The sequence below is a fragment of the Vibrio genomosp. F10 str. 9ZD137 genome, from assembly GCF_049974785.1.
Taxonomy (GTDB): Bacteria; Pseudomonadota; Gammaproteobacteria; order Enterobacterales; family Vibrionaceae; genus Vibrio.
Window position 1 is genome coordinate 1 of record NZ_JBNGCJ010000724.1, and the last position, 4,714, is coordinate 4,714.

General features: G+C 46.1%; 1 protein-coding gene. It reads right to left on the minus strand.

Annotation, left to right across the window (positions count from 1 at the left end; genetic code table 11):
- On the minus strand, positions 1 to 4,714 hold a 4,714-nt coding region (locus tag ACP45E_RS17245), incomplete at both ends, for a beta-ketoacyl synthase N-terminal-like domain-containing protein (RefSeq protein ID WP_069585317.1).

Sequence of the window (4,714 nt, forward strand, 5' to 3'; positions counted from 1 at the left end):
GCTGAAACTGGCGCGTTGAAGTAACGGCTCGTTTTATCTAGCAGGTCAATTGACACGTCAGGTGTACGGTTGTTGTCTACATGCCAAGGCTGAGTCACTTTACCGTTGTCTAACCCCAATTGGTCTTTCAGGGCTGCGCCTTTGAAGTAACCAAATACTGCCGTGCCTTCATAGAAAGGAACGCCATCAGTACTTAGCTCGAAGCTGAAGCTCTGAACAATGTTCGTACCCATCATTACCGTCGAAAGTAGACGCGAGTCATTGGTGATGGTTTTTCCACGTAAATCCACGTTGCGCAGCATCTTACCGCTACCATCTAGGTTACGGAAAAACAGTTCTTCACCCGGGAAGCCCAGTGTAGTACCCATGTAACCCGAGATGAAACCATTAGGCTGAAGAGAGATTTCCATTAACACTGAGTAAGGCATTAACGATTCATGGCTGTTTTCATCAAAATACCATGCGTTTTCTGGTACTTCATATTCAGCAATACAAGATGACGGTTTCTTGAATTCACCACGCTTACCTTTTATATCAACAACACGCGTGGTTAGTTGTAGATCGCCGCAAGGGGTACGCGGTGGGATCATGCCACGGTAGATTGAGAAATCAGGACCGAAACATTTTTCTATATCACCCGTTGCAAACTCAAACATGTGATACGGAGTAAACGGCACGGTATCTGGACTACGATTTGGATAATCTGGAGTTACCGGAGCTTCAACGTGCTGCAGAGGGATTACGCCTTTATTCGTTGCGGTTTCTAGATCAGGAATTTGCGCCATTAACGGTGCATTCACCGACGCTTGCTGACTAGGCTTATTTTCAGAAGCATGATGAGAAGATAAGGTTTCTAAGTATGGAATTGTTGTCTCATCCGTAACAACATAATCGCCAGAACCAATGTAACGTGTACATTCTTCGTCTTCACGGATCATCACACCTAGGTTTTGGAAATCAACGATCACTTTACCGTTAAGCAAGATGTCGATGTTTGCTTTCGCGTACGGTCGAGGGCTCAGGCCAATCTCGGTCACTTCCATTCGGTAAGTTAACTCTGCCGTTTGAGGAAGGACCTGACCACGACAACGTACTTGCTGAGGTGCATTTTCTAGTGGTTGGAAACGGCCATTTTGTACGAGCGTATGCATACCTAAATGCATCATGTAAAACTGAAGCAGTTGCCCACAACCCTCCGCCATCAATGAACCAGCCATAACTGAGTCATCTTTAAAGTGGCAAGGGAAATACCAATGCTCAGGCTCTAATTGCTTATGACCTTCAATAAGACCCAGTCCCCATGTACCGCCTTGTGGTTCAACACGGCTCACTTTCTCGATCATCATAAACTTTTCTGAGCTAAAACATAGAGAAGGCTGATGGCGATCAGATTGGTGTGTTGGACCAAAACACTCTGCAATATTTGCCGTCAATAAATGACGCAGAGATTGGTTATCAAATTGCGTTTTCGGGCAATGTAGGATTGGATCAAAACGCATCTTGGTAGCGAGTTTACGCGCTTTGATTTCATCTTCGGTATGGATCACGCCTTTACCGTCAGCAAGCTCTTCATCGGTAAAGAAACCTGCACAACCGTTATCCATTTTCAGGATCATTTTATCGCCCACGAAACACTCATAAGAGAAGAAGAACAGAAGCGTATCGCCATTGCGAGCGAAGCTATTGATTGAGATATCGTAACGTAGCGTATCGCCACCACGAGGAAGGTCGCCAAGGAACGTTAAAGTACAATCAAGCAGACGATAAACGCGCTCGCCTTTGTTTTCGAAATCGATACCTAAATAGCTGATCAACATAAGATCACACTGACCAGACTCAACGGCAACTGCCCAAGGAATTTGACCATCAACCAGGTAAGGCGCGTCAACTGGAATGTCGTATTCCGTTGTCATTGTGCTTGGCTTGTATTCATTCACTGTCGCATTAAGCTTTGTCACGCGAGATACCAATAGGTAATCCGTTGTTGGCAGCCTAACACGACGTGAATAACTATCGATGATAGCGTAATCAGGGCCGAATACATTGGCAATGTTACCTTCAGCGTATTCAACTAAGTCATCGTAATCCCAAATACACGGCTTAAGGGCTGGCCTCACAGGCGCTGCTTCTTCCAAGCTTGCGAGAGCATTCACTGGTTGTGTCACTGGCGCGCTCGCCACACCATTTTGAACGTCCAATGTTTGAACGCTGCCGCTTAACTGAGCGTTATCAATGCCAGTCGTAACCGCATTTAACTGTGCCTTTAGGAGTACATCAGCAATTTGCATACCTTGTGCGCGTGTTTGTAGAAAAGCTTTATGCACTTCTTGCGTCAATTGTTGATTTTGATTGAACGCTGAAAGCTGTGGTGCGTTCTCATTAGCGGATAGGACTGTAGTCATATTGCTGTGATTACCTGTTATCGAATTCGGCGAAGTCGTCGCCAAAGTTGCAGAAGAATGTAACGGTTGTTCCGATGTGTGATGTCGTGTCTCAACCAATGGGATTTGAGCGTGTTGTAAAGTCAGAATATTCGATTCCGCCAAGGTCACGACTCTAGCCTGTCTCTTTGCTAACTTACCCGCTGACTTTTGTTGGATCTGGTTGAGTTCGGCTAACGGTGTTTCTGTTATGTGTTGATAAATATCTCGTCCACCCAGCGTCACGGATTTGATTAATTGACGTTGACTGGCACTTGGTAACTCATTGTTTAAGCGGCCATTCAAAGCTTGCGATTCAACGTTTGACTGAGTCAATAGTAATTGAGAACACTGCCCTTCACTGATGTTAGCCACGACTGCCCTTTTTAACAGGCTAGCGTGACTATTCAAGGTCAGTAAGCCGTGAATAAGGCTTGCCATACCGGAAGCAGAAGAACAGTGACCTACTCGCTCGCTTGCTTGAATTCGCGAAGCGGTTTTTAACAAGATTGGCAGTTGTGAAGGCGTTTGATTTTCCGCAGCCTCGTTGAGTTCTAGCAGTGAGATTTCATTTGAACTAATGCCTGTGCGTGTCAGCAACTGATCAGTGACACTGTTTTCTTGGCTGCTTGGCCCAAAGGCTAACGCACTGATTTCACCATACGCCTGACACTGAGCCGATTCGGCATTCTCCTGATCAATCCTAGCTTTATCAACAAGGACAATTGCCCCTGCTCCTTCGCCTACTTTCCAACCCTTCTCTATAGAACCATTCGGGTTAAGCGCGACAGGCGTAACCCTGTTTTTCAGTAGAACATGCTCAGCGCTGCCACTGAGATCAACCGCGGCGATAACCACGGCATCGATAGACTCTTGTGACATTAAGTTTTCTGCTACGTCGATACATCGAGCAACAGATTGCTCGGCCGCAGAAATGGTAAAGGCGGGGCCATTGAAATCCCAAAGAGACGAGATTCTCGATGCCATGATATTGCCAATGAAACTGGTGTATTGATTTAGCTTGGCCGCATCCATCACACTGTCCATCGCAATGGTTTCTAGTGCTTTGTATTCAGCTTCCGTTAAATCAATGCCCATGTTTTCAAGACTATCAGCAAGCTGGCTATGCAAATTCACACGGCCACGGAACTGATGCATTTCAAGTTCTGTTTCCATCGCCACTAATACTGCAACTTTTTGTCCAGCTTCTAACTTGGCATCTCGAATGGCTTCGTCAGCAACTTTCATCAATAAAAGCTGCTGAGAGATCAATCGGTCATCTTCATTTGGCGGTACTTTAAAGCGTAAGAAATCAAGGTCAAACTGATCAATATACGCACCACTTGGCACACCATGAAGTCCAAGTTGGCTCAACAGCTCTGGATGCTGATCTAACCCTTTCCAACGTTTGTTTGGAAGCTTAATAAACGCGTTGTCATTCGTTTTTATCGCATGGTCGAACTCATTAACGCTTTGCAGCGAACCGAAATGCGAGGCCAGGCCAGTGATCTTAAGGGCTTTTGGTTGGGCGAGTGAACTCAAGGATTCCGAAGCCTGAGACGTTGGCCTACTTGTTTCAGAATACGCTTCCAACAGCAGGTGAGCATTACAGCCACCAAAGCCAAACACAGAGACACCTGCACAACGTTCTGTATTTCCAGCTTTATCAGGCCAAGATTGTACCTGTCTAGGTAACGTATGCTCGCCAAACAGACCATCAGGTGATGATAGTGGCCTATCAAGGTTGATACTTGGAGGTAACACGCCCTCTTTCATAGCAAATATCATCTTCATAATGCCCGGCATACCCGCCGCTGTGAGTAGGTGGCCTAAGTTAGATTTTGCCGAACCGATCAATGGTGCGTTTGAACCCTTCAACTTATCAGAAAAGAAGCGTTCCATTGAGGTTAGCTCAACCTTATCTCCAAGTGGGGTTCCCGTTGCATGGCACTCAATCACTTCTATGCTTTCAGGAGATAGCTCAGCGGCCTCGTATGCTCGCTCAAATGCTTGTACCTGACCTTTGCTGTTTGGGCTCAATACAAACTGGCCGCGACCATCGTTTGATAAACCAATACCACTAACAACAGCATAAATATTATCGCCATCACGTTCTGCATCGGCGAGACGTTTTAGCACTAGAACGCCTGCACCTTCGCCAGCAAACAAGCCTTTACTGTTGCTATCGAAAGGAGCGGATACACCGTGATCAGGGTAAGCGTGAAAAATTGAGAAGCCCATATTGATGAAGAATGGATCAGCGCCAGATACTGCACCTGCCAACATCATATCGG